At 42.0% G+C, this 22,951-nt stretch carries 22 protein-coding genes; 10 read left to right on the top strand and 12 right to left on the bottom strand.

Features of this window, described 5'->3' with window-relative positions; translation table 11 throughout:
* The first annotated feature begins 54 nt into the window (after positions 1–54).
* Genes nusB through yajC form a run of 3 tightly spaced genes read left to right on the top strand, consistent with a single transcriptional unit; the run spans position 55 to position 1,806 of the window.
* Positions 55–999 (top strand): transcription antitermination factor NusB, encoded by a 945-nt coding sequence (gene nusB, locus LRS05_RS12560; RefSeq protein WP_257868638.1) that lies wholly within the window; start codon positions 55–57, stop codon positions 997–999.
* A 26-nt stretch (positions 1,000–1,025) separates the two neighbouring features.
* A complete protein-coding gene (locus LRS05_RS12555) occupies positions 1,026–1,502 on the top strand; it encodes a DUF1573 domain-containing protein (RefSeq protein WP_257868637.1) in 477 nt (158 codons plus the stop codon).
* Between the two features lie 10 nt (positions 1,503–1,512).
* Positions 1,513–1,806 carry a preprotein translocase subunit YajC gene (yajC, locus tag LRS05_RS12550; RefSeq protein WP_257868636.1) on the top strand — a complete coding sequence of 98 codons (294 nt, stop codon included), beginning with the start codon at positions 1,513–1,515 and terminating at the stop codon, positions 1,804–1,806.
* A gap of 28 nt (positions 1,807–1,834) precedes the next feature.
* Here the strand turns inward: yajC and LRS05_RS12545 are convergent, their stop codons facing one another.
* The 3 genes from LRS05_RS12545 to LRS05_RS12535 are packed head-to-tail and all read right to left on the bottom strand — an operon-like array spanning position 1,835 to position 7,866.
* Positions 1,835–2,410 (bottom strand): YdeI family protein, encoded by a 576-nt coding sequence (locus tag LRS05_RS12545; protein WP_257868635.1) that lies wholly within the window; start codon positions 2,408–2,410, stop codon positions 1,835–1,837.
* 1 nt (position 2,411) lies between these two features.
* Positions 2,412–3,653, bottom strand: a complete 1,242-nt coding sequence (pepT, locus tag LRS05_RS12540; protein WP_257868634.1) for a peptidase T — start codon at positions 3,651–3,653, stop codon at positions 2,412–2,414.
* A 28-nt stretch (positions 3,654–3,681) separates the two neighbouring features.
* Positions 3,682–7,866, bottom strand: coding sequence for an ATP-binding protein (locus LRS05_RS12535; RefSeq protein ID WP_257868633.1), 4,185 nt, complete (start codon positions 7,864–7,866; stop codon positions 3,682–3,684).
* A 118-nt stretch (positions 7,867–7,984) separates the two neighbouring features.
* Between LRS05_RS12535 and LRS05_RS12530 the strand changes: the two genes are divergently transcribed.
* A complete protein-coding gene (locus tag LRS05_RS12530; RefSeq protein ID WP_257868632.1) occupies positions 7,985–9,013 on the top strand; it encodes a quinone-dependent dihydroorotate dehydrogenase in 1,029 nt (342 codons plus the stop codon).
* A 124-nt stretch (positions 9,014–9,137) separates the two neighbouring features.
* On the opposite strand, the gene LRS05_RS12525 is transcribed toward LRS05_RS12530, so the two are convergent.
* Complete coding sequence (locus LRS05_RS12525; RefSeq protein ID WP_257868631.1) at positions 9,138–9,665, bottom strand: hypothetical protein; 528 nt, start codon at positions 9,663–9,665, stop codon at positions 9,138–9,140.
* A gap of 180 nt (positions 9,666–9,845) precedes the next feature.
* Here LRS05_RS12525 and LRS05_RS12520 point away from each other — a divergent pair, with 180 nt between their 5' ends.
* Positions 9,846–12,185, top strand: coding sequence for an ATP-dependent helicase (locus LRS05_RS12520; protein ID WP_257868630.1), 2,340 nt, complete (start codon positions 9,846–9,848; stop codon positions 12,183–12,185).
* A 6-nt stretch (positions 12,186–12,191) separates the two neighbouring features.
* On the opposite strand, the gene LRS05_RS12515 is transcribed toward LRS05_RS12520, so the two are convergent.
* Positions 12,192–13,451 carry a hypothetical protein gene (locus tag LRS05_RS12515; RefSeq protein WP_257868629.1) on the bottom strand — a complete coding sequence of 420 codons (1,260 nt, stop codon included), beginning with the start codon at positions 13,449–13,451 and terminating at the stop codon, positions 12,192–12,194.
* Between the two features lie 187 nt (positions 13,452–13,638).
* Here LRS05_RS12515 and LRS05_RS12510 point away from each other — a divergent pair, with 187 nt between their 5' ends.
* Positions 13,639–14,265: an L-threonylcarbamoyladenylate synthase gene (locus LRS05_RS12510; RefSeq protein ID WP_257868628.1), complete on the top strand. Its 627-nt coding sequence runs from the start codon at positions 13,639–13,641 to the stop codon at positions 14,263–14,265.
* A 56-nt stretch (positions 14,266–14,321) separates the two neighbouring features.
* On the opposite strand, the gene LRS05_RS12505 is transcribed toward LRS05_RS12510, so the two are convergent.
* The 5 genes from LRS05_RS12505 to LRS05_RS12485 all read right to left on the bottom strand — a co-directional run bounded on the left by LRS05_RS12505 (position 14,322) and on the right by LRS05_RS12485 (position 16,209).
* Complete coding sequence (locus LRS05_RS12505) at positions 14,322–14,642, bottom strand: hypothetical protein (protein ID WP_257868627.1); 321 nt, start codon at positions 14,640–14,642, stop codon at positions 14,322–14,324.
* Between the two features lie 42 nt (positions 14,643–14,684).
* Complete coding sequence (locus tag LRS05_RS12500) at positions 14,685–14,927, bottom strand: hypothetical protein (RefSeq protein ID WP_257868626.1); 243 nt, start codon at positions 14,925–14,927, stop codon at positions 14,685–14,687.
* A 219-nt stretch (positions 14,928–15,146) separates the two neighbouring features.
* Positions 15,147–15,290 (bottom strand): hypothetical protein, encoded by a 144-nt coding sequence (locus tag LRS05_RS12495; RefSeq protein WP_257868625.1) that lies wholly within the window; start codon positions 15,288–15,290, stop codon positions 15,147–15,149.
* 177 nt (positions 15,291–15,467) lie between these two features.
* Entirely contained in the window at positions 15,468–15,842 is a 375-nt protein-coding gene (crcB, locus tag LRS05_RS12490) for a fluoride efflux transporter CrcB (protein WP_257868624.1), read from the bottom strand.
* A 1-nt stretch (position 15,843) separates the two neighbouring features.
* Positions 15,844–16,209, bottom strand: a complete 366-nt coding sequence (locus LRS05_RS12485) for a VOC family protein (RefSeq protein WP_257868623.1) — start codon at positions 16,207–16,209, stop codon at positions 15,844–15,846.
* Positions 16,210–16,344: 135 nt separating this feature from the next.
* Here LRS05_RS12485 and fabG point away from each other — a divergent pair, with 135 nt between their 5' ends.
* From fabG to LRS05_RS12470, 3 genes are all read left to right on the top strand, one after another.
* Positions 16,345–17,091, top strand: a complete 747-nt coding sequence (fabG, locus tag LRS05_RS12480) for a 3-oxoacyl-[acyl-carrier-protein] reductase (protein ID WP_257868622.1) — start codon at positions 16,345–16,347, stop codon at positions 17,089–17,091.
* 29 nt (positions 17,092–17,120) lie between these two features.
* Entirely contained in the window at positions 17,121–19,148 is a 2,028-nt protein-coding gene (locus LRS05_RS12475; protein ID WP_257868621.1) for a hypothetical protein, read from the top strand.
* Positions 19,149–19,228: 80 nt separating this feature from the next.
* Positions 19,229–19,660 (top strand): META domain-containing protein, encoded by a 432-nt coding sequence (locus LRS05_RS12470; RefSeq protein ID WP_257868620.1) that lies wholly within the window; start codon positions 19,229–19,231, stop codon positions 19,658–19,660.
* Between the two features lie 84 nt (positions 19,661–19,744).
* On the opposite strand, the gene LRS05_RS12465 is transcribed toward LRS05_RS12470, so the two are convergent.
* Both LRS05_RS12465 and LRS05_RS12460 read right to left on the bottom strand, forming a co-directional pair.
* Entirely contained in the window at positions 19,745–20,143 is a 399-nt protein-coding gene (locus LRS05_RS12465) for a glyoxalase (RefSeq protein ID WP_257868619.1), read from the bottom strand.
* Between the two features lie 77 nt (positions 20,144–20,220).
* Positions 20,221–21,483, bottom strand: coding sequence for an OmpA family protein (locus LRS05_RS12460; protein ID WP_257868618.1), 1,263 nt, complete (start codon positions 21,481–21,483; stop codon positions 20,221–20,223).
* Between the two features lie 106 nt (positions 21,484–21,589).
* Here LRS05_RS12460 and LRS05_RS12455 point away from each other — a divergent pair, with 106 nt between their 5' ends.
* Positions 21,590–22,948 carry an NAD-dependent succinate-semialdehyde dehydrogenase gene (locus LRS05_RS12455; RefSeq protein WP_257868617.1) on the top strand — a complete coding sequence of 453 codons (1,359 nt, stop codon included), beginning with the start codon at positions 21,590–21,592 and terminating at the stop codon, positions 22,946–22,948.
* The last annotated feature ends 3 nt before the right edge of the window (positions 22,949–22,951 follow it).

Genomic DNA, 22,951 nt, shown 5'->3' with positions numbered 1-22,951 from the left:
GAGCGAAAGAGCAATCTTTCGCTTCGTTAATTTTAAAAAGTTCTTACGGGCAGGATGGTAAACAGGAGACATATACGTGTTAAGGTGATGCAGTCAATCTACGCAATGCATCAGAATAATTCAGACAATCTTGAAAAAGAGGAAAAATTTCTTTTCCAAAGCATTGAAAACATCCGTGACCTTTACCTTATTATGGTTTCAGCCCTGACAGAACTTAGGAAAAGCGAGGAAGATTTCATTGATAAATCTGCAAAAAAGCACCTTGCTACCGCAGCCGACCGTAACCCTAACCGAAAGTTTGTCAACAATAAGGTACTACTGCTTCTTGATGAGAATAATTCACTGAGCATTGCACTGGAAGACCGCAAGATAAACAACTGGAAAAATAATGATGACTACATCCTGATTTTGCTTGATGCAGTTAAGGAGAGCGATGTTTACCGAAAGTACATGCACAACCGTGACAATGACTTTGAGGAAGACCGCAAATTTGTATTTGACCTTTTTACTGAAGTCATTGCGCCTAATGAAAAGCTGTATGAATACCTTGAAGATTACAAGCTTACCTGGGTTGATGATATTCCTGTAGTAAATACGATGATAAGCAAGCAATTGAAAGTTTTGTCGACCGAAGGTAAAGATGCATTCTCAGTGCCGAGGCTGTACAAAGACGCTGATGATAAGGATTTTGTAAAAGACCTTTTCCGTAAGACGGTATTAAATGAGGTTGAGCTTACAAAGGAGTTTATTGATAAAACCCCTAATTGGGATACAGAGCGTATTGCCGAGGTAGATGCAATTATCCTGAAGATGGCGATATGCGAATTTTTGAAATTCCCGTCAATCCCTGTGAAAGTTACCATAAATGAGTACCTGGAGATTGCTAAGGAATATTCAACCCCCAAGAGCAGCATATTTATCAATGGTATACTTGATAACCTGGTAAAAGAATACCAGGGTGGCAACAAGATGATAAAAACAGGCAGGGGACTACTATAATTCAGAACCATAAAATGAATAGAGATATGATTAAAAAACTTTTTACTGTGGCTGCTGTTGCATCGCTTGCGCTGACAGCCTGCAATAAAGAAAATGCTGCACTGCGCATTGATGACACTGCAGCCCGCCAGGCCGAAATGGCTCATGCAAATTCAGGTAAGCTGGCTGAAGCTAAATTTGAAAGCCTTGAGCACGATTTTGGTGATATCAAATCGGGCGAGAAGGTTGAGCATGTTTACAAGTTTACAAATACGGGTACGGCGGACCTTGTTATAAGCAGCGCAAAGCCAAGCTGTGGCTGTACCGTACCAAGCTATACCCAAACTCCTGTAAAACCGGGAGAATCGGGTGAAATCAAGGCTGTGTTTGACTCTACAGGAAAAAGCGGCAGCCAGAATAAAACCATTACCGTTACCATGAATACAGTTAAAGGTACTGAGACCCTAACTTTTAAAGCTAACATAACCGGTGGTGCAACTGCAATTGCTGCACCTGCACACTAATAATTTTATAATGGAACAATTACAACAATTTCTGCCAATCATATTAATGTTTGCAGTGGTTTACTTTTTAATGATAAGGCCGCAGCAGAAAAAAATGAAGCTTGAAAAGCAATTTGAAAGCGAACTGAAAGTTGGCGACAAAATAATCACGAAAAGCGGTATTCACGGTAAGATTGCCGAAATTACTGAAGGTAACGCTACAGTGGTGATTGAAACCATGGCCGGTAAGCTGAAGATGGAACGCTCGGCTATATCACCTGAGCTAAGCCAAAAGCTTAACGCTCCGAAAGAAGAGAAAAAATAAAAAAATCCCGGTCGATACCGGGATTTTTTTATTTGTATTTATCGTTAAGGCCTTTGCCTTCCAATATCATAGGTTTTATCTTCTCAAGTCGGGATAATTTAGTTTTCTCCTGTTTGGCTTCAGCGATATACTCTGAATATTCACGCTGCTTTCCTGGAGTGAGTTTTGAGAAGGCAGCCTTTAGTTCATCATTTTCGCCTAATGCCTGCTGCAACAGTTCAGGTACTGCATTACTTTTCTTCTCCGGTTTAATGGCCAGCCCGGCTTTCTCAATTTCAATGGCTTCATTCACATAGTGAAGAATTAGTTTTTCATCAAGCTCATTTACTGATGCAAACCTCCATTGCCGCAGCGATTTGGTTTTATCATCGGCGCTCACCAATTTCCCTGCTTCATCTTTCAGGAGAACACCTTTGTAAAACCAAAGCGTAAAATAGTTTTTAAAGCCTGCGATGCCTACCACATTTTTACCATTGTAAGTGTAAACCGGCGCACCCCATTTCACGGTTTCAACCAGCTGGGTTTTCGCGAGTATGGTTTTAAGGCTTTCAATCTCTACAGCCCATTCATGCTGCTTATCCCAGACTTTTACTTCCTTTTCCATGCTATTTCTTTTCAGCGGTGATTTCGGCAATCTTTACTATTACCTCTACAGCACGCTGCATACTCTCAACCGGCACATACTCATACTTTCCGTGAAAATTATGCCCTCCGGCAAAAATATTCGGGCAGGGCAGGCCCATGTATGAAAGCTGAGAACCATCCGTCCCACCGCGTATTGGCTTGATGATTGGCTTTATGCCCAGCTCATTCATGGCACGCTCGGCAATTTCAACAATATGCATTACAGGCTCGACCTTTTCCTTCATGTTGAAATACTGGTCGTTAATTTCACAAACTGCAATGTCACCGCCAAACTGCTTTTTGTATTTACGGTTAATCTTATCTGAAATTTGTTTTACTAATGCCTTGCGCTTTTCAAACCGGCGTTTGTCATGGTCGCGGATGATAAGCTGCACCGTAGTTTCTTCAATGCTTCCGCTGATTCCTGTAACGTGAAAGAAACCTTCATAACCACTGGTACGCTCGGGCACTTCTTCTTTCGGCAGTTTTGAGATAAACTTGTTTGCCAAAAGCATAGAGTTGATCATTTTCCCTTTGGCATAACCCGGGTGGACGCTTTTTCCCTTAAAAGTAATTTTTGCTCCGGCAGCGTTGAAGTTCTCATATTCGAGTTCGCCAATCTGGCTGCCATCCATTGTATATGCCCATTCAGCGCCGAATTTTGCCACGTCGAACTTGTGTGCTCCGCGGCCGATTTCTTCATCAGGTGTAAAGCCAACACGTATCTTTCCATGCTTTATTTCAGGGTGCTGAATAAGATATTCCATTGCGGTAACAATCTCTGTAATGCCGGCTTTATCATCAGCGCCAAGCAGGGTAGTGCCGTCAGTAGTGATAATGGTCTGCCCTTTGTATTGAAGCAAATCACTGAAATATGAAGGAGATAGTACAATATCCTGCTCTTTATTGAGGATGATATCGCCACCGTCATAATCTTTTATAATCTGTGGCTTTACATTGGCTCCAGTAAAATCAGGCGTGGTATCAAAATGTGAAATAAAACCTATCACAGGCACGTCATGCTCTACATTTGATGGCAGTGTCGCCATAATATAAGCATGCTCGTCAATGGTTACATCCTGCATGCCAATGGCTTTAAGCTCTTCAACCAGTTGGTTGGCCAGGTCCCATTGCTTGGCAGTGCTTGGTGTTGTGTTTGAGTTAGGGTCACTTTCTGTATCAACAGTTACGTAGCTTATAAAGCGGTCTATAATATGCTGCATTAATTTTTAAATTTATGTATATGTAGTATTAGCGGTTATTTTGTTTCAGCGGAAGCAAAATTATGAAAGTTGATCCTTCTCCCAATACCGATTCTGCACGAATGTAGCCGTTGTGCTTATCAACAATCCTTTTGCAGATGCTTAGGCCTATTCCTGTGCCGCTATACTCTGTACGGCCATGCAGGCGCTGGAAAAGCTTGAATATCTGGCGGCTGTACTGCTCTTCAAACCCAATTCCGTTATCGGTAAACCGTATTTCGGCAAATTTTTGCCCAATCTCTTTACCTATAAATTCAGGTATATCATACCCATGGACAACCGTTGAGGAGATTTTGATAACAGGTTTCCTGGTACTATACTTTAAAGAATTGCTTATCAGGTTGCAAAACAATTGATTCACCTGAAATGGCACTGCATCAATTGCTGGCAGGTCTGTACTTTCTATGATAGCCCCTTTCTCTTCAATTACAAGTTCAAAGTCTGTAATTACATGGCGCAGTATCTCGTTGAGGTTTGTCTGTACAAAATTGTCGCTGGATCCTGAAAGGCGGCTGTAAGACAGTACGGCATTTATAAGCTGCGACATACGCTCGGCTGAAGAGTCAATTTTTGAAAGATAGGTTTCAAAGTTTTCATTTCGGGCGCCATCGCCAAGCATGTTTATAAATGTACGTATTTTTCGCAAAGGCTCCTGCAAGTCATGGCTTGCAATGTAGTTGAAAGACTCCAGTTCGCGGTTAGACTGCTCCAGCTCAGTATTTTTTCTGGCCAGCAGCGTGTTAGACCTGTGCAGCTCTTCAGTACGGTGGTTTACCATCGCTTCAAGCTTTTCACTGAATATTTTCTGGTCATGTATATCTGTCATTGTACCCACCCATTGGGTAACATTTCCCTGCTCGTCATGCAGTGCCACCACGCGCGATAAGTGCCAGCGGTACATGCCATCCTTTCGCCTTATCAGGAACGTTTCACCATACTCAACCCCATCTTTTATTGCCTGTTGCCAGTCACGAGCCATTTTATCTAGCATATCGGGGTGAATAGCTTTACGCCAGCCGTCATTCTTCGCCTCCTCAAAGGTAAGCCCGGTATACTCATAGTATTTTTGGTTGTAATAATTGATTTTACCGTTAGCATCACCCCTGAAAGCCATATGCGGCATGGTTTCAAGCACAAGCTGCAGGTCTTTTTCATTCTGCTCTTTCAGTTTGCGTGCAATCACCTCTTCAGTAACATCGTCAATTATCATTATTACGCCGGTAACTTTATCACCTTCTATAAGCGGTTGGAAAATGGAATTAAAATATCTCGTTTCAATCTTTCCGTCTTTCTCAACTTCAGCCGCTACTTCTTTGTGAATTTGCTCTTTACCGGTATTTAACAATGTTAGAGCGTTTTTCTCTATAGCAGTGCCCTTTAATTGCGGTATGGCTATAGTCATAGGTTTGCCAATAATCTGTTTGGCTGTTTTGCCGCGGTATTGCAGGTAGCGGTCATTAGCTTCTTCAAAAACAAGGTCAGGGCCTTTCACGATAATGATGCCCATAGGCGCCTTCCTTATGAGATGCCTGAATTTAGCCTCGCTTTCTTCTACGGCTTTTCGCGAGATTACCTGTTGCGTAACATCATGTGCCACAACTATTATACCTGCCGGGTTATTATCTTCATCATACATGGCCTTATAGATGAACTTTACATACAACTCCTTTCTACTGCCGTCTTTCTGGTGATAAAAAGGGCATTCTTCGTCAATGTAGCTTTCACCGGTTTCAAACACCTGTGTCAGAAGTTTGTCAAAACCCTGGTCAACGGCTTCCGGCAAGGCTTCAGCTATTGGCTTATTTAAAACTTTATTTAAGTCTTTACCCCACAGTTCAAGCATGTATGGGTTTGCCATTTCTATAACAAAATCGCTTCCGCGTAAAATGCTTACCGCCATTGGCGACTGCATAAAGACGTTGTGCAGCTGTTTACGTATATGGTCTCTGGTCTTGGTAATTTTTATTTGTGAACGTATGCGCGCCGTAAGCTCTTTGGCAGAAAACGGCTTAACAAGGTAATCATCAGCGCCTGTTTCATAACCTTCAATGCGCGACTCTTCTCCTGCACGCGCAGTAAGCAGCACAACAGGTATCATCGCTGTAATCGGGTTCTTTTTTATCTCCTTCAGCATTTCAATGCCATCCATTACAGGCATCATGATATCGCTGAGTATAAGCGCCGGGTTCATGTGACCAGCCGTATCAAGCGCCTCTTTGCCGTTTGCGACAGTGATGATGTTGTACTCGTCTTCAAGGATGGAAGAAAGGTGCCTGCGCATGTCGGCATTATCATCAGCTATAAGGATAGTATCTTTAAATAATCTGTTTTTATTTTGTTTCGTTTCATTGTCAATATCAAGCAAAGTGCCTGCTTCAGTTACATAGTGGCCTGAGACTGTTTCTTCTGCAATATTTTCCGCATCGTAAACCTGTTCCTGCGGCAGGTGGCCGCTGCCCAGCGGAATTGTAACCGTAAAGGTACTGCCTTTGCCTTCAATACTTTCTACTCTTATATCCCCGCCGTGCTGCAATACAAGCTCTCTTATCATGGAAAGCCCTATGCCCGAACCCTCATAACTGCGACCTGTAACGCTGTGTATCCTGTGGAAGCGGCTGAACATATTCGGCAGTTCTTTTTTAGGGATGCCAAGCCCGGTATCTGTTACCTTCAGCACTACATTGCCGCTATCTTTCTGCAGGCTCAGGGTAACACTGCCCTTCAGGGTATATTTAAAAGCGTTGGACAAAAGGTTGAAAACAATTTTCTCCCACATTTGGCGGTCAACAAATACGGGTTCGCCTAAATCTGAAACCTCAACGCTAAAGTTCATCCCGGCTTTTTCAATTACAGAGCGGAAATTGCCTGCAAGGTTTTCTGTAAGCTTTGAAAGTTTAACGGGGGCAAACCTTGCTTTTAGCCTGCCGCTTTCTACAAGGCTGAAGTCAAGCAGCGTGTTTACAAGCTTCAGCAATCGGAGAGCATTGCGGTGCGTAGTTTCAACAATTTGCTGTTCTTTAACGTCTAGCGAATAGTTCTGCATGAGGTCTTCCAACGTGCCAAGCATAAGCGTAAGCGGCGTACGGAATTCATGGCTTATATTGCTGAAGAATGCTGTTTTCGCTTTATCAAGTTCGGCCATTTCTTCAAGTCTGCGGCGCTCATCTTCTATTGCAGTGGCATTCTGCAGCGCTTTTGACACCTGTGCCGATGCCATTTCAAAAAAGGTGGAATATTCATTGTCAAACCGTAAATTCGGGCTCATACCAAATATCACAGCGCCTATGGGCCTGCCTGAAACTACCAGTGGGTAGGCTGCAGCAGAGGTAATCCTTTCGCCGGCCATGCCAAGCGGTAACATATCAGTGTTGCCATAGTCGGCCACGGTAAAGGCTGAACCTTCACAAACCCGCTCAATTGCTGTTTGTGTGGCACATTTTTCAGGTTTAGAGAAATCTATCTTTTCAGGAAAATATAAGTGATCCTGCTCAAGACCTGTAATTTGTTTCCTTATGGCGCACTTTCCGGAACTATCAAGCAGATAGATAACCGCAAACGGTATATCTTCCTTATTTTTTGCAAGAGTTGCAGCAGCCGTAGAACATGCCGCATTAATAGTTTTTTCAGCCAGGGCTTTGCCTGCAAGCTCTGATAACGTCCTTGTACGGCGTACGCTTAGTATCTTGGGTGTGGTTTCAAAATTGGGACAGAAAAGGCCGCTTACTTTGCCGTTTTCATCAAATACAGGGCTGTAATTAAACGAGTAGTAAACCTCTTCCATAAAGTCGCCGCGGTTCATGAAAAGCTGCACATCTTCACCAACGGTTGATTTTGCTTCATTATAAACCTTGTCTGACATTGGGCCGCACACGTCCCATATCTCTTCCCAAACCACAGATGCAGGCCTGCCCAATGCCCAGGGGTGCTTGTTTATGCCCAATACATCGATATAAGCATCATTATACAGAAAAGTATTTTCAGGTCCCCAGCCAATCCAGATAGGGTTGGTGGAATTCAGCATGAGGTTTATGGTTGTCCGGAGACTTTGCGACCAGCTGCTGATTGGGCCTAAGGGTGTTTCCGCCCAGTTAAATTCGCGTATAAGCTGCCCCAGTTCACCTTCAGATGACAGGAAATCAGGCAATGTGGTATCATTAACCTTTTGGTCGGACATAAATAGTAATCAAATAGGGGATGTTCTTCAAAGGTAATAATTTGAACTGTATTTGAAAATGCTAAAACTGATATTATAGTCTAAAGTTCTTATTTTTGCGGTGAACAACACAACAACCATGTACAAATCACTAATCCGCCCGCTGCTTTTCAGGTTTGACCCTGAAAAAGTGCACCACTTTACCTTTTCGTCCATACGTTTTTTACAGTCTGTTCCCGGAGTTCCGGCGATGTTCAGGTCAGCTTATAATGTTGAGGACAAACAGCTGGAGCGTGAGGTTTTCGGGCTGAAATTTAAAAACCCGGTGGGGCTGGCGGCAGGGCTTGATAAAGATGCGAAGCTGTATAAAGAACTGGCCAACTGCGGATTCGGGTTTATCGAGATTGGTACGCTTACGCCAAAACCGCAGGAAGGCAACCCAAAGACAAGGCTTTTCCGCCTGAGGGAAGACAGCGCCATTATCAACCGTATGGGTTTTAATAACGGGGGTGTACAAGCTGCTGTTGAAAGGCTCAAAGCTAATCCTAAAGGCAAAGGACATGTTTTAATCGGCGGGAATATCGGCAAGAATAAGGACACCCCAAATGAAGATGCGATTTCAGACTATGAAATATGCTTTGATGCGCTCTATGATTATGTAGATTATTTTGTTGTGAATGTGAGTTCGCCTAACACACCCAACCTTCGCGAGCTTCAGGATAAAGAGCCGCTGACGAAGCTGCTGTCAACACTTCAGGAAAAAAATAATGGCAAACCGAAAGCCAAACCGATACTGCTGAAAATAGCACCGGATTTAACAGACGGGCAGTTGCTGGATATCATTGATATTGTAAAAGAAACAGCTATCGCAGGAGTTATTGCGACTAATACCACAATAAGCCGTGATGGCCTGCAGTCGGAGAACCGCCACCAGAACGGCGGGCTCAGCGGTAAGCCGCTGGCAAAACGATCGACGGAAGTGATACGTTTCCTTTCGGAGAAAAGCGGTAAAGCTTTTCCGATAATTGGAGTAGGGGGCATACATTCACCCGAAGATGCCTTTGAGAAACTCGAAGCAGGTGCAAGCTTAATTCAGCTTTATACCGGGTTTATTTATGAAGGGCCGGGATTGGTGAAGAGGATAAACGAGAGGTTATTAAGCCAATAGCCACAAGGCAAAAGCCATAAGCTGTCTGTGAAGTCTGACTCTTGATATTAATATACCCAACCACTATCAAAAGGGGAACCGCTACACTCAATCGAAGAATCGACTAGTCGAGCAATCGAAAAATCTATTCAACCCACAATCCTGAAACTTCATTCTTAAGGTGAGCAATGGCAACGCTGCTCGGGCTTTGCTTGTCGAATAGGTCTTGCAATATCGTTTCGCGCAGTTTTTGTGCAGAATCTATACGCTCACTCATATTGGTCTTGCGGATCATCTGTATCGTAGCATTCTTGGCAGTAGTGATGATATCCCACGATTCTGACGAGATATAAATCTGCTGTGACAGGTTGTGCTCGTATTCCACCTCAATCTGCGATACCAGGTATTCTTCATAGTCAAACTTATTGGTTGACTGCGGCGTAATGCGAATCAGCAGCTTGGCCGGGTTAATCCTTTCCAGGAAAAGCGTAAGCCTTTCATAAGCCTGTAGCCTTAGCGGCAGGGCATTCTTCTGCGCTTCTTTATGGATGAGGTATCGGCGGCGGCCTTCCTCATTATCAGTATGCATTTTAAAGAAATAATAAGCCACCGCACCTGTAATCAGGGCAGGGAGTACGTAAAATATAAGTTCAAGGATTTTGTCGGCGTTCATATAAAAAAGTTTAGTTGGTTTAATAACGCAGCCACAGCTGCAAAAAGTATAGCGAAAATAAGCAATTAACCGTTACGGCAAAATCAGTTCCTGAAAATACGTGCAAATGATATTTTGAGCGGATGTTACTGACATAAAAATTCAGTTTAAATCGCTAATTTTGCGGGTACAATTACAGTTATGGATATCCACAAATATATAAGCCAGCTTAATGATGCGCAGCAGGCGCCCGTGCTGCAAAAAGACGGCCCGATGATAGTGATAGCAGGAGCAGGCTCAGGTAAAACAAGGGTGCTTACCATGCGTATTGCCTACCTTATGAGCCAGGGTGTTGATGCCTTTAACATCCTTGCGCTTACCTTTACCAACAAGGCTGCACGCGAAATGAAAAAGCGTATTGCCGATATTGTAGGCAACAGCGAGGCAAAAAACCTGTGGATGGGGACATTCCACTCTATTTTCGCGAAAATACTACGCTTTGAGGCTGATAAGCTGGGCTTTCCCTCTAACTTTACCATTTATGATACGCAGGACAGCGTTCGCCTTATATCTGCCATAATTAAAGAGATGCAGCTAGATAAGGACATCTATAAGCCGAAACAGGTACTGGGCAGGATATCATCATACAAAAACAGCCTTATTACCGTAAAAGCTTACTTCAACAACCCTGAGCTGCAGGAAGCCGATGCTATGGCTAAAAAGCCGCGGCTGGGGGAAATATACCAGAACTATGTAGATCGTTGCTTTAAAGCCGGAGCAATGGATTTTGACGACCTGTTGCTGCGCACCAACGAATTGCTTAACCGTTTCCCGGAAGTGCTTGCCAAGTACCAGGAACGTTTTAAGTACATACTGGTTGATGAGTACCAGGATACCAATCACTCGCAGTACCTTATAGTGCGTGCGCTGAGCGACCGTTACCAGAACATTTGCGTGGTGGGTGATGATGCGCAGAGCATCTATGCTTTCAGGGGAGCCAATATCAGCAACATCCTGAACTTCCAGCAGGATTATATGGATGTGCAGATGTACCGCCTGGAGCAGAATTACCGGTCTACCAAAAATATTGTGGAGGCTGCCAACTCTATCATCGACAAGAACAAAACCAAGCTTGATAAAGTGGTTTGGACGGCCAATGATGAAGGCCATAAGATAAAAGTGCACCGCAGCCTTACCGATGCTGAAGAAGGGCGTTTTGTAGCCGGAGAGATTTTTGAGCAGAAGATGCGCAACCAGCTGAACAACGGCCAGTTTGCCATACTATACCGTACCAATGCCCAGTCGCGCGCTATGGAAGATGCGTTGCGTAAACGCGACATTCCGTACCGCATTTACGGAGGCTTGTCTTTCTACCAGCGTAAAGAGATTAAAGACGTCCTTTCATATTTAAGGCTTGTCATCAACCCGAAAGACGAGGAGGCGCTTATTCGGGTAATAAATTACCCTGCACGTGGTATTGGCGACAGCACCATTGAGAAGCTCACTGTTGCTGCCAATCACTACAAACGCTCGATTTTTGAGGTGATGGAGAACATCGATAAGATTGATCTCCGCCTGAATAGCGGTACCAAGAACAAGCTTCAGGATTTTGTGACGATGATAAAGAGTTTCCAGGTGCTTAATGAAACCTATGATGCTTTTTACCTTGCCGAACATGTTACCAAAAAGACCGGGCTTATACAGGAACTAAAGAAAGACGCAACGCCTGAAGGTATTGCCCGTATTGAGAATATTGAGGAATTGCTGAACGGTATCCGTGATTTTATAGAAGGACAAAAGGAAATTGACGGTGCCCGTGGCGCATTATCAGAATTTCTGGAAGATGTGGCGCTTGCAACCGACCTTGATAAAGATACAGGTGATGATGACCGCGTAGCGCTGATGACTATTCACCTGGCGAAAGGCCTTGAGTTCCCGTATGTTTTCATAGTAGGGATGGAGGAAGACCTTTTCCCGAGTGCGATGAGCATGAACACCCGCAGCGAACTGGAAGAGGAGCGGAGGCTGTTTTACGTAGCCCTTACACGTGCCGAGCACCAGGCATATCTTACCTATGCGCAGTCGCGTTACCGTTGGGGCAAGCTGGTTGACAGTGAACCATCGCGCTTTATTGAAGAGATTACAGATACCTTTCTTGAATACCTGACGCCGGAAGACAGCGGCTATCGATATAAGCCGATGATCAATACCGATATTTTCGGCGATGTAGATAAGTCGAAACTGCGCCTGAACAAACCGGTTAGCGGCACACCGCCAAAATGGATTACCGATAACGAGCCAAAGCCGGATACCAACATACGACGCCTAAAGCCTGTTGCTACGCCCGGACGCGTGGGGACTGCACCAATAACTGACAGCAAGCTTGCCATTGGCAATATTGTAATGCACGAGCGTTTCGGCAAAGGCGAGGTCCTTAACCTTGAAGGCGTGGGCGCCGACAAAAAAGCCGAAATTCGCTTTGATGTGGGCGGGATTAAGAAGTTATTGCTGCGGTTCGCGAAGCTGGATGTGGTGGGGTAGGAGCCTTTAGCTCTTCGTTCTTGACAAAGGACTAAAAATAGTCCCTATTTTACCGAAATCAAGTGCTTTGGATAATGTGACGCCAAAAAACGGATTAGGTTTATCGGAATAATTTATTATTTCAGCCTGAAGTGTTATGCCCGAATTACGCTCTGTAATCCATAATTTGCCTCCAAAAAAGTCATCATTTTCCGCATCGTAATTTTCCCAGGCCTCTTGATTTTCTGCAGGGCTATAGTTTTTATTAGGAGACATAAATCGCCTGACGCGACCAAGGCTAAAATGAAGTCTGATGCTGATAGATTCATTTTCATGAGCAAAAAAAAGGCCAAAATAACTCATATTGAAATCATATATATTAGAAGAAATGGTTTGTGACTGTGGTAATGAATAGATAATGTCGCCACGATCGGGTGTTTCTCCTAATGGTTGAGGAGCCAGTCGCTGGCTATTCGAGTGGGTTATAGTGAAAGTTCTTCTTCTCCATAAAAATTCAAGAGATGGTGAAAAGAAAACTTTTAGTTGCTTATCAAAGAATTTTGGAAGCCCAATACTGAAAAGTGGTGAAAAGTATGCACCAATATTATCAGAAATTACATTAGAGACCCTTGTTGAGGATTCTTCAATTTTAAATCTTTCTCCTGTTGCAGGATCGGTTCCAATTTGATATATCCTTCTTTGATCAGCAACAGAGTCCTTAAAAGTCATTGTCCTGTTTCCATAAACACTTGTGTAAATGCCAAGATCCCATTTTTCAGATGGTGGCAGATAAACATTTGTTGCAAAGAATAAATTTTTTGCCTTTATTCCATCAACTAAATCAAAATTTGTACCTACATATGCAAGGTATCTATATTGTTGAACTTGTGAATGTTTTACATTTATAACAATTTTCCTTTCAATAGTCCCTGAAACAATTGTATCACCTGCTATGGTTTTAACTTTCAAAAGAATTACAATTTTACTAACCTTATTTTTGTATTCATCATTGTTCATTTTAATAATTAATGGCTGCTTTCCCTTTTTTTCTGCTAAATCGACAGGATCGATAAATATACTTGCGGAACCTGCAACAAGGGTAGACTCAGCATATACAATTTCTGCCGTTATTTTATTTTCCCGTGTTTGCAAATTGTCTGTTTTCAGTTCTATTTCCACAATCAAAAAATCATTCGAGCAAATGAGAGTATCTTTTGTTACACCAAATTCCTGTCCATAACAAATTGAAGTGATCAAAATCAGAAAGCAATAAGTAAGTGTTTTCATAACGGTAAGGATTAGATTGTTAAGTGTTTGTTAAAGTTAAATATAAATATCTTACAGTCAACATTTTGATTCAAATTTTTTATCTTACTTCTTATTCGTTGCTTACTTGAAATTTTTGACTTCACTTTAACAATCCTCTCCCCACAACTTTGTAACTTTAAAATTTTAAACCTGCAACAAAAGTAAAATGGCTCAGTTTATCAAAATATATCCCGAAAACCCGAATGAGAAAGAAATTGCCAAGGTGGTGAAGATACTTCGCGATGGCGGTATTATCATTTACCCGACAGATACCGTTTACGGGCTTGGGTGTGATATTACTAACACAAAAGCTTTGGAGCGCGTGGCGCGCATAAAAGGCATTAAACTGGAGAAGGCCAACTTCTCATTTGTGTGCAGCGATTTGAGCAACCTGAGCGATTATGTGAAGCAAATCGACACTTCTACCTTCAAAATACTGAAGCGTTCGCTGCCGGGGCCATATACGTTTATTTTGCCGGGTAATAATAACCTCCCGAAAGAGTTTAAAAAGAAAACTACCGTGGGTATCCGTGTGCCGGACAATAACATCGCATTGGAGATTGTGCGCCAGCTGGGCAACCCAATCATTTCAACATCTATTCACGATGAAGATGAGGTTTTGGAATACTCAACTGACCCGGAACTAATTTTTGAAAAGTGGCAGAACTTGGTAGATGCCGTGATTGACGGAGGGTATGGTGATAACACGCCTTCAACAATAATTGACCTTTCGGGCCCTGAACCTGAAGTAGTGCGCGAGGGTAAGGGCGACCCTGATATTTTTTTAAAATAAAAAAACAGGCCAACATAATGTTGACCTGTTTCATTCACAAAAACCTGTTTATGCTGTTATGCAGTTGCAGGGTTTATATTTCCTGTTGAAGTATTTCTTCCGGCTGTGCTTTTGCCGGCAGTTTGTGTGTTGCTTGTTTGTGAATCACTATGATGCGTGATTTTATCAGCAATCTCGCCGCCTTTTTGCACAACTTCATCAAATTTTTGTTTTGCAGATTCTTTTATTCCGGCAAATTTGTCTTTAAGGTTGGTACCGAACTCATCAGCCTTACCTGAAAAGCCGTCAAAATAACCTTTACGCTTGCATACTACACCTACTACTGCCAGGGCTGCAACTCCTGCCGCTATCCCTAAGATCAATTTTTTGTTACTCATCGTTGTCGATTTTTAATGTGGATTATATTAGTTAAGAAAATGTTAAATGGTATCTCCTTTATTGTCACGCTTTCCGGGATCATTTTGACCGCCCGGCATACCTTGTCTTTTTTCAGTATCTGCAAGAAGATTGCTCCTTTCATGCTCGGGTCGTGTACCTTGAGGGTTCCGGTTCATGATTTCTCTTTCATCCCAGTTTTGGGTATCATTTTTGGCTGAATTTTTATCAATGAGGCTTTCATTATTATCTTCAACCGGATTGGTATTTTGATCTTCGTTTATCATGGCAATTATCTTTAAATTTTTGATATCACTAAATTACATATATGATAAACGGGGCGATACTAACGTTGTCTTAAATGTTTTAAAACAATACGTGAATTAACAAAGCCTTAAGTATTGGCTTTCAGATAAATTATGTTTATAAAAAAAGCCGTGTTAAACACGGCAATAAAATTTTAGTGCAGTAATAAACTACACTTGTATATGGATTAGTAAGACGGACTACACAAATAGCGGATGGTCATGCTCCTCGTCATAAACTTCATATTCCTCTTCTTCATAGCCGTCAATATCAGCTACAAAGCTTAGAAATTTAACAAGTCCGAGTCCGGCGATGAGTGCGAGAAAAAATTTAACCAGTTTCATAATATCAGCTTTAATCAGTTTGTATTTGTCTTGAAGGATTTTTATTTTTCCTGTAAGAATCTGTACCAAAATTACAGATTATGCACAAACCAATGTCATGCTTTAGTAAAACTTTAATACTTGATAATGAGATTTGTAGTAAAGCCGAAATTCCTTGTAATGAAATCCGGAGGCGGGTTACTTTGTAAGTAAAATCCCCAGCCATACACATACAATTCCTAAAAAAATGCTTAGCGCTGTATAGGTTATAAATGTGATAAAGTTGCCGTTTTCCAGCAGCCTCACGTTTTCAATTGCGAATGCTGAAAATGTGGTATAGCCTCCACAAAATCCTGTGATTAAGAGCAATGATATATTAGAATTTACTGTCCAGTTATATTTTAGCGCAAGACCTGTAAACATCCCTATAAGAAAACAGCCTGCTATATTTGCGATAAATGTTGCTAAAGGAAAACTTCCTGAAAAATAGTGCTTTACCACTAGTGATGTAAAGTAACGCATTACACTACCTGCAGCACCGCCAATTGCAATAAATAATATTGATTTTAGCATTTTAAGGCAGCTTAAAATACGGGTTATAAATCAGGCCGATCACGTTGCCCCACTCATCTTTTACAGAAGTCACCATTATTTCGCCTCCCACATTTTGCGGCGCTTCATGTTCAGTTGCCCCAAGTGAAATAAATCGTTCAAATTCTGCCTCAATATTTTCAACTCCCCAATATGTTACCACGTTGTCGCCTTTTACTGCTTCATCCGGCTGTAGTCCAAGCTCATAGCCTGCAATATTATAGCCTACATAAAATGGTTCATCAAAATAAGGCTCTGTTTTAAAAGCTTCGGCATACCACTGCTTTGCTTTATTAATGTCGCCTACTCTGTAAATTACCGTACGCAGCCCTAAGATTGTTGTTGCCATGTGTAAAAGATTAAGTAACAAATTTATTGAAATTTTGACTGGTAAAATCAGGTAAAACAAAGAATTTATATGGTATTGATAACCCGAACATTTTATATATTTGCCTTTCGACTATAAAACAAACTAAACTGACCTATGAAATTATTAGAAGGAAAAACAGCTATTATAACCGGTGCAAGCCGTGGCATAGGCCGTGGCATAGCACAGGTGTTTGCCCAACACGGCGCTAACGTAGCTTTTACTTACAGCGCATCAGCCGAGGCTGCAAAAGCGCTTGAAGATGAGCTTTCAGCATCAGGCATAAAAGCTAAAGGCTACCAGAGTGACGCTGCAAATTTTGAGCAGGCACAAAAGCTTGTTGATGATGTTATTGAAGAATTTGGCGGTGTTGACATCCTTATAAACAATGCAGGCATAACCAAAGACAACCTGCTTATGCGCATATCTGAAGAGGACTTCGACAAGGTGATTGAAGTAAACCTGAAGTCGGTTTTCAACATGACAAAAGCCGTTCAGAAAACAATGCTTAAACAGCGCCACGGCTCTATCATCAACATGAGCTCTGTTGTTGGCGTTAAAGGTAATGCAGGGCAAACCAACTACGCGGCATCTAAGGCCGGGGTTATTGGCTTTACCAAATCGGTAGCGCTTGAGCTGGGTTCACGTAACATACGCTGCAATGCTATTGCTCCCGGTTTTATTGAAACAGAAATGACAGCCAAGCTTGGTGAAGATGTTGTAAAGGGCTGGAGAGAAGGTATTCCGTTGAAGAGGGGGGGTACGCCTGAAGATGTTGCCAATGCATGTGTTTTCCTTGCAAGCGATATGTCGGCCTATGTTACCGGCCAGACGCTTAATGTTGACGGCGGTATGCTGACATAATTTATAGATTATATATACGTTAAACTTAAATGACTGCAACCACAGTATTATTGCTTATAGCTTCTGCGCTCGCAGCTTTCGGTTTATCGTTTTACCAATATCTTTTCAGGGCCGGGAAAAAGAGCAGGCTGCTTTTCTTCCTGGCTTCTTTGCGTTTCATCACACTGTTTGCCATTTTTGTGCTGCTCATCAACCCGGTGATATCCCGCAAGACATTTGAGACCGTTAAAACACCGCTACCGGTATTAATTGACAATTCCTCATCAATAGCATTGCTTGGGCAGGAGAAGGCTTCTAATGATGTAGCAGGGGCTATCCTAGGTAATTCTTCATTGAAAGAAAATTATGATGTACAGCCGTTTCTCTTCGCAGAAGATTTTAAAGGCGGCAATGGAGCTGACTTTAAAGGCAGGCAGACGCAGATTGACAATGCTGTGCAAAACCTCAAGCAGCTGTACCGCAATACGGCTTATCCTGTAGTTTTGCTGACCGATGGAAACCAGACAATGGGCAACGATTACATTTACAGCTTTCCGCAGAATACTTCTGTTTACCCTGTTGTTTTAGGCGACACAACAACATTCCTTGACCTGAAGGTTGACCAGCTCAATGTAAATAAATACGCTTTCCTGAAGAATAAGTTTCCTGTTGAAGCCTTTCTGCAGTACAGCGGTAAAAAGACAGTTAATGCCGTATACAGCATTATGCAGGGCGCTACTGTGTTGCATAAGCAAAACATTACATTTTCACCTTCAAAACGTGCACAGGCTGTCTCTGTGCTGCTTTCTGCTGACAGGGTAGGTGTACAGTCGTACCGTGCGGTTATATCTTCTGCAGAGGCGGAAAAGAATAAATACAACAACGTAAAGAATTTTGCAGTTGAAGTGATAGACCAGCGTACAGAGGTTGCTATTATATCTGCAATCAATCATCCTGACCTTGGTGCCCTTAAGCGTTCTATAGAAACTAACCAGCAGCGGAAGGTTACCATCCTGAAACCTTCAGAAGTAAAATCGCTGCAGGATTATAACGTACTGATTTTGTACCAGCCGGATGTTACTTTCAGGCAATTGTTTGAACTGAACAAGAATGCTAAGGTCAACATTTTTACGATAACCGGTAACAATACAGATTTTAATTTGCTCAACCAGTACCAGGATGCATTAAGCTTCAGGATGACATCACAGCGTGAAGATTACCTGGCTGATTTCAATTCGCAGTTCAACCTGTTCTCGTTAGATGATATCGGCTTCTCCGGAATGCCGCCGCTCCAGCATCCGTTTGGTAATATTACAGTGAAGGCGGGGGTTAATACCCTGCTGAAACCGCGCATACGCAACGTATCGCTTGACGGGCCGCTTATGGCTTTTACGGAAGAGGGGCAGTCGCGCAACGCATTCCTGCTTGGCGAAAATATCTGGAAATGGCGGGTGGAATCACACCTGAACACCAAATCATTTGATCAGTTTGACATTTTTATCGACAAGACCATTCAATACTTGGCATCAAACAGCAGGAAGAAATCACTGGTAGTGGCACATGAGAGTTTTTATAATTCAGGCGATGCAATCACTGTTACGGCACAATATTTCAACAAAAACTATGAGTTTGATGAGAATGCCCGCCTTACTATTCAGGTTCGCAATAAAGCCACCAAAGCCGTTAAGAGCTATGATTTCCTTAAGGGAGGTAATGAATACCGGGTTAACCTTACCGGGCTTGCAGCGGGCCAATATGGCATTACTGTAAAAGAGAATACCTCTAACACAACCTACAGTGGCAGCTTCGAAATTCTTGATTTTGATATTGAGAAGCAGTTTGTAAACCCTGATCTTGGCAGGCTGCAGCAAACGGCTGATAATACAACCGGTAAGCTGTATTTTCCGTCACAGGCAGATGAATTGGTAAAAGCGCTTGCAGATAATGAAGTGTATAAACCTGTGCAGAAGGAAATTGTGCGACGTTCTCCGCTAATCGACTGGATATGGCTGTTGGTAATTCTTGCCGTGTCACTTGCTGCAGAATGGTTTACACGAAAGTATAATGGCTTGCTTTAGCAAATATTAAAGTTATTATAATTACTAAAATTCTTACGCTTGCCGTGCTTAAATTTGGGTGAACAACTAAATTAAGCACAATGAAACATCTAAGAAATTTACTCGGAATAACATTATTTGCAGTAGTACTTGCATCATGCGGAAGCACCAAAGAAGCTGACCCCATGGCACTACTTACCTCAAAGAACTGGCAGCTGCAATCTATCAACGGAACTGCTGTGGAATCATCGCAATTCGGTAAAGGGCTGCCCAACGCCACATTTTCTGCAGACAATAAGATTATGGGAAATGGCGGCTGCAACACCTACAGCGGTTCATACAACCTTAATGATGAAATGGGGCTGAATGTAAGCCAGGTGATATCAACTAAAATGGCGTGTGATGCCATGGCGACTGAAACTGCTTATTTTGATGCGCTAAATAAAGCGAATATGGTGAAAATTGACCCTGACAAACTTATACTTATGGATGGTGTAGAAGAAATACTGGTATTTGTACCAAAAGCCGAATAAACATTCATAAGCTATTAAAAAGAAAAAGCATTCGCTACCAGCGAATGCTTTTCTTTTTATTTCAATTTGTTATTTTAAAGTTTGCTATTTGGGATTTACAAGAAGCTGTACCTGGTCTTTAAGCCTCTCAATAAGCATATTCATCATTCGTTTGTTCAGGTCAGAAGAGTTTAAGATGTATTCCCTGAATTCTTCAACGGTAAACATAGCCATAACCATTCCTTTCAACGCATTCCTGAACTTAATATCCTTGTGAACGGCGTTATCTATAAAAGCCATTTTCTTTTCTGTACCCATGTTATAAAAGTCACTTTTAGACTTGTTGACATAGTTTATAAATGACTCAATGAAAAGGTCATTCTGTAGTTTTAAAATAGGCCTTAATGTTCTGTTCTGGAATATTTCGTCTTTAGATGATTGCGGAAATATCTCGCCAATTGCCTCGCCGCGCAGCTGCAGCAGGGCTTCGTCTCTGTTATTCATTTTGTGGGCTTTTTCTTTAAAGATAATAAAAAAGCCCCTGCAAAACGCAGGGGCTTTTCATATAGTTATTGACAATCTTATTTCAGTATGAAAGTTACCCTTCTTACAATCTGCCTTGCATAAGGCGATGATTTGTTAACCGATGTATCTTCACCGTTACCTACAATGTTCAATCTAGAACCGTCAATTCCGGCATCCATAAGTATCTTCCTTACGTTTTCAGACCTCCTGCGTGACAGGTCTTTGTTGTAATTACTGTCGCCAATTTCGTCAGCATATCCAATTACATCAGCCTTAACAGACGGATTTTCTTTCAGGTGCTTAACAAGGAAGTTAATACCGTTTACAGATTGTGCATTCGGCTGGTCTTTATTAAAGTCAAAGTAAACATTTACATAGCCACTGTTAATAAGTTCAGCAATATCAGCGTTTACGCTTTGTTTCACCTCATTATTCTTGTTCTCTATATAAGATTCAAGCTCATCCGGCACGCCATTTTCATTCTTGTCAATAGTACGTCCCTTACTGTCAACTGCAACGCCGGTAATTGTGTTTGGCTCAGCGTCAAGATAATCCGGCACACCGTCTTTATCAGAGTCATTCATCATAGTCTCAAGCTCTTCAAGCCTTGACTGCAGGTCTTCCAGCTCATCATTTTCTTCGTCAACAAACCAGTCTGCATGCTGCTGATGTTTACCCAGGTAAATTGAAAGCCCCAGTGTGGCAGTATAGTAAGAGCTGTCAAAGCCTGAACTGGCATCTTTATCATACATGCTGCCGTCCCACGTTTTATGGTGGTGGAAGCTGTTTATCATTGTAATATCACCATTAAGTGAAATCCTGTCAGATATTCTGTACTGTGCAGTAAGGCCCATCAGGAAATTACCTATGTGGTCTTTCCCAATGAAGTTTGTCCCCGTCATTTCGCCAACTCCAAAACCTGTATGTCCTAAAAGGTTGATGCGTTGCGTCCAGGTTTCAAATTCCATTATCCTGCCAAGGTTGGCATAACCTTGAATATTGATGGTTATAAGTTTCGTTTCAAAAGGCAGTGAACCGTCAGCACTGTTAAAAACATCATACCCTCCCTGGAATTTCAAACCGAATTTGGGATTAAACATGTAACGGAAACCTAAGTTTGCATGGAAAAAATTAGTGGCTTTAATATAGTAGCCTTTTGCCATCGGGTTTCCCGTCTTGTTCAGGCCGCCATTAACATCGATTGACCACTTATTGAAATCTGTTGAAAGAGTCATTTTGTCATCCTGATCATCTTCCTGTGCGAATGCTGTGGTGGAGCTCAGGAGGAGCAATAGAAATGGAAGTACTAATTTCTTCATGTTTGGTTAGGGGTTTATTTAGATGCTTTTTATTTTGTAAATGTAATAATTACATTTAACATATTATGTACTAATTTTACGTATAAATTTTCAGCAAAAGTAATCAATGTTTTCAATTAACAATCCGTATAATCAGACTTTTTTATCTGAACATCAATATATTAGTGATGCTGCTGCTTCACATATAGTAAACGAAAGTAAGAAATCTTTTCTAAAATGGCGGTTAAAAAGCATAGATGAGCGTTTAAAACTTATCAAAAATTTAATATTTGCGTTTGGTAAAAATCAGGATTTACTTGCTAAAAAGTGCGCTCTTGAAATGGGGAAGCCAATAAAAGAAGCCCTTGCCGAGGTTAAAAAATGCATTTTGCTGTGTGAATATTACATGGAGCATGCTGAAAGTTATTTAAAAAATGAATATAAAGCTGTTGATGGGGCACAGGCCTATATTAGGTATGATCCGTTGGGTGTAATACTTGGTGTAATGCCGTGGAATTTCCCGTATTGGCAGGTTTTCAGGTTTGCAATACCGGCAATCATAGCAGGAAATACGGTTGTTGTAAAGCATGCCAGCAATGTAGCCGGTTGTGCCATCCTTATTGAGGATATGTTCCGCGAAGCAGGTTTTGATGATGGTATTTATACTAACTTGCTAATTTCAGGCAAGCAGGTTAAAAAAGTAATTGAAAATCCTGACATTGCAGCTGTATCACTCACCGGCAGTGAAAAGGCTGGGGCTGATGTAGCAGCAACTGCAGCAGCGCTCATCAAAAAGTCTGTACTGGAACTTGGCGGCAGCAACGCTTTTCTTGTTTTGGAAGATGCCGATATCAATAAGGCTGTGGCTACCGCTGTTAAAGCGCGTTTCCAGAATACGGGGCAAAGCTGCATAGCGGCAAAGCGTTTTCTGGTGCATGAAAGTGTTTATGACGCATTCCTCGAAAAGTTTACAGCTAAAGTTAAGCAGCTAAAATCGGGCAATCCATTAGATAAAGAAACGGATATTGGCCCGTTAGCGCGGATTGACCTTGCAGAGGATATTGAAAAGCAGGTAAACGACTCTGTTGCAATGGGAGCAAGGGTTATAGTGGGAGGTAACCGTAATGATGCTTTTTATGAGCCTACTGTCATCACTGAAATCACGACTGATATGCCTGTCTTTAAAGAAGAAGTTTTCGGGCCCGTAGCTACGGTTATGCCTTTCAAGACTTTTGATGAAGCTGTTGAATTGAGCAATGGAACCGAATTTGGCCTGGGCGTCACCATTTTTACTAACGATGTTTCTGGCATACAAGATAAACTTTATCTTTTTGAAGAAGGTGCAGTTTTCATAAATGCTATGGTAAAATCAGACCCTGCGCTGCCTTTCGGCGGAGTAAAGAAATCAGGCTACGGCCGTGAACTTGCTGAAAACGGACTAAAAGAATTTGTGAATGTAAAGACTGTTTTTATCCAGCAAAGTTAAACT

The organism is Flavobacterium sp. J372 (genome assembly GCF_024699965.1).
In the GTDB taxonomy this organism is placed as follows: domain Bacteria; phylum Bacteroidota; class Bacteroidia; order Flavobacteriales; family Flavobacteriaceae; genus Flavobacterium.
Note: the sequence above shows the minus strand (reverse complement) of the source record. Positions and strands in the feature narration are given on the sequence as shown.

Bases quoted from the DNA above. Each gene is read 5' to 3' on its own strand.
- LRS05_RS12500 (WP_257868626.1), bottom strand. From the start codon at position 14,927: ATGATAAACGAAGATCAAAATACCAATCCGGTTGAAGATAATAATGAA.
- pepT (WP_257868634.1), bottom strand. From the start codon at position 3,653: ATGCAGCATATTATAGACCGCTTTATAAGCTACGTAACTGTTGATACA.
- fabG (WP_257868622.1), top strand. From the start codon at position 16,345: ATGAAATTATTAGAAGGAAAAACAGCTATTATAACCGGTGCAAGCCGT.
- LRS05_RS12520 (WP_257868630.1), top strand. From the start codon at position 9,846: ATGGATATCCACAAATATATAAGCCAGCTTAATGATGCGCAGCAGGCG.
- LRS05_RS12555 (WP_257868637.1), top strand. From the start codon at position 1,026: ATGATTAAAAAACTTTTTACTGTGGCTGCTGTTGCATCGCTTGCGCTG.
- nusB (WP_257868638.1), top strand. From the start codon at position 55: ATGGTAAACAGGAGACATATACGTGTTAAGGTGATGCAGTCAATCTAC.
- yajC (WP_257868636.1), top strand. From the start codon at position 1,513: ATGGAACAATTACAACAATTTCTGCCAATCATATTAATGTTTGCAGTG.
- LRS05_RS12460 (WP_257868618.1), bottom strand. From the start codon at position 21,483: ATGAAGAAATTAGTACTTCCATTTCTATTGCTCCTCCTGAGCTCCACC.
- LRS05_RS12505 (WP_257868627.1), bottom strand. From the start codon at position 14,642: ATGAGTAACAAAAAATTGATCTTAGGGATAGCGGCAGGAGTTGCAGCC.
- LRS05_RS12455 (WP_257868617.1), top strand. From the start codon at position 21,590: ATGTTTTCAATTAACAATCCGTATAATCAGACTTTTTTATCTGAACAT.
- crcB (WP_257868624.1), bottom strand. From the start codon at position 15,842: ATGCTAAAATCAATATTATTTATTGCAATTGGCGGTGCTGCAGGTAGT.
- LRS05_RS12545 (WP_257868635.1), bottom strand. From the start codon at position 2,410: ATGGAAAAGGAAGTAAAAGTCTGGGATAAGCAGCATGAATGGGCTGTA.
- LRS05_RS12530 (WP_257868632.1), top strand. From the start codon at position 7,985: ATGTACAAATCACTAATCCGCCCGCTGCTTTTCAGGTTTGACCCTGAA.
- LRS05_RS12485 (WP_257868623.1), bottom strand. From the start codon at position 16,209: ATGGCAACAACAATCTTAGGGCTGCGTACGGTAATTTACAGAGTAGGC.
- LRS05_RS12475 (WP_257868621.1), top strand. From the start codon at position 17,121: ATGACTGCAACCACAGTATTATTGCTTATAGCTTCTGCGCTCGCAGCT.
- LRS05_RS12465 (WP_257868619.1), bottom strand. From the start codon at position 20,143: ATGAATAACAGAGACGAAGCCCTGCTGCAGCTGCGCGGCGAGGCAATT.
- LRS05_RS12525 (WP_257868631.1), bottom strand. From the start codon at position 9,665: ATGAACGCCGACAAAATCCTTGAACTTATATTTTACGTACTCCCTGCC.
- LRS05_RS12470 (WP_257868620.1), top strand. From the start codon at position 19,229: ATGAAACATCTAAGAAATTTACTCGGAATAACATTATTTGCAGTAGTA.
- LRS05_RS12535 (WP_257868633.1), bottom strand. From the start codon at position 7,866: ATGTCCGACCAAAAGGTTAATGATACCACATTGCCTGATTTCCTGTCA.
- LRS05_RS12510 (WP_257868628.1), top strand. From the start codon at position 13,639: ATGGCTCAGTTTATCAAAATATATCCCGAAAACCCGAATGAGAAAGAA.
- LRS05_RS12515 (WP_257868629.1), bottom strand. From the start codon at position 13,451: ATGAAAACACTTACTTATTGCTTTCTGATTTTGATCACTTCAATTTGT.
- LRS05_RS12495 (WP_257868625.1), bottom strand. From the start codon at position 15,290: ATGAAACTGGTTAAATTTTTTCTCGCACTCATCGCCGGACTCGGACTT.